The organism is Vibrio sp. YT-18 (assembly GCF_033337345.1).
Classification (GTDB): Bacteria; Pseudomonadota; Gammaproteobacteria; order Enterobacterales; family Vibrionaceae; genus Vibrio; species Vibrio alginolyticus.
Window position 1 is genome coordinate 1 of record NZ_JAWOQO010000160.1, and the last position, 1,220, is coordinate 1,220.

Here is a 1,220-nt window from a genome sequence, read left to right on the forward strand (position 1 = left end):
CGATCATTACTTCTTCAACATCACCTGCAGCCTCTAACGCTTTTTCAACTGAAGTCACCGTCGTAACGCCTTCAATACTCAATGATTCATCTCGGCTAATGACAATATTCAAACGTCCTGGCAAAGGGCGACCAATTGAATCGTAAGTCTTTCTTCCCATTACGACGGGCTTCCCCATCGTACAACGTTTAAACCAAGCAAAATCCGCAGGAAGATGCCAAGGCATTTGATTATCTTTGCCAATAACGCGGTTGTCTGCCATCGCGGCAATCATACTAATGATCATGTCGGTTCCTTATACTATCGGTCTGCGGCGATAGAATAACAGCCCAGGAACTGCGAGGCCAACTGCTAAACCAGCAATAATAAACATGGCTTTAAGAAAGTTCTCCATGCAGGTCGCAATTAACTCTGGCGAGTAACCCAAATGGTTAATCTCCACCATCGCAATCATCGCTTTGTAAGCAAAAACGCCCGGCACCATAGGTATCAATGCAGCGACAGTAAACACTTTTGGATGAGCCAAAAAGCGGTGAGACCAATGAACCCCTATCATGCCAACCAAGGTGGCAGCGAAGAAGGTCGCCCACTCAATCGGTACTCCAAACTGCATCATCAAGTAACGACTTCCGTGACCAATCGCACCACCTACCGCGCAATAGATCAAAGCTCGCTGTGGCACATTAAACACCAACGCAAAGCCGACTGCAGGGATGGCTGCAAAAAACATGTCATTGAGCAAACCGAGCGTTAAATCAAAAATATTCATTAAATTGCCCACCCCCAAATACCAGTTACACTCATTGCCGCCACAATGCCCAAACACGTTGCTAACGTCAGCAAACTGGCCATTACAAACCGAGCAATACCCATATTAATGTGACCTTTTAGCATGTCTGCTACCGAATTAATCAGTGGAAAACCAGGCACCAACATCAATACCGACGATGCCATCGCTACGGTTGGTAAATTGCCAATTTGGTAAATTTCAGCTTGAGCAGAAATCAACGTGGTTACAAATGCGGTAGCAGAAAAGTTAAGTAATGGATTGAAGTGACGATGGCCAATCTCTTGGCGCACGATCATGCCACCCGCCGAGGCCAAGAAGGTCATAATAACTACGCCCCAATCGCCACCCGCTAAATGGCTGAATGCCGCGCATGATAAGCCAATCATAAGCACCACTAGCCAGCGGTTGTACCGTTCTGGGCTGATGGTAT

Annotated in this window: 3 protein-coding genes; all 3 read right to left on the reverse strand. The window is 46.7% G+C overall.

What is annotated here, in order from left to right; genetic code table 11:
* Window positions 1–286 (reverse strand): dihydrofolate reductase (locus tag R7M72_RS25115; protein ID WP_318056461.1); only part of this gene is annotated, 286 nt, incomplete at its 3' end.
* Window positions 287–295: 9 nt separating this feature from the next.
* Window positions 296–769: a threonine/serine exporter family protein gene (locus tag R7M72_RS25120; protein ID WP_005459611.1), complete on the reverse strand. Its 474-nt coding sequence runs from the start codon at window positions 767–769 to the stop codon at window positions 296–298.
* Window positions 769–1,220, reverse strand: a 452-nt coding sequence (locus R7M72_RS25125; protein ID WP_318056462.1) for a threonine/serine exporter family protein, incomplete at its 5' end; no start/stop codon positions are given. The genes R7M72_RS25120 and R7M72_RS25125, both read right to left, overlap by 1 nt.

Excerpts from the sequence above, each read along its gene's own strand:
- R7M72_RS25120 (WP_005459611.1), bottom strand. The coding sequence starts at position 769 with ATGAATATTTTTGATTTAACGCTCGGTTTGCTCAATGACATGTTTTTT.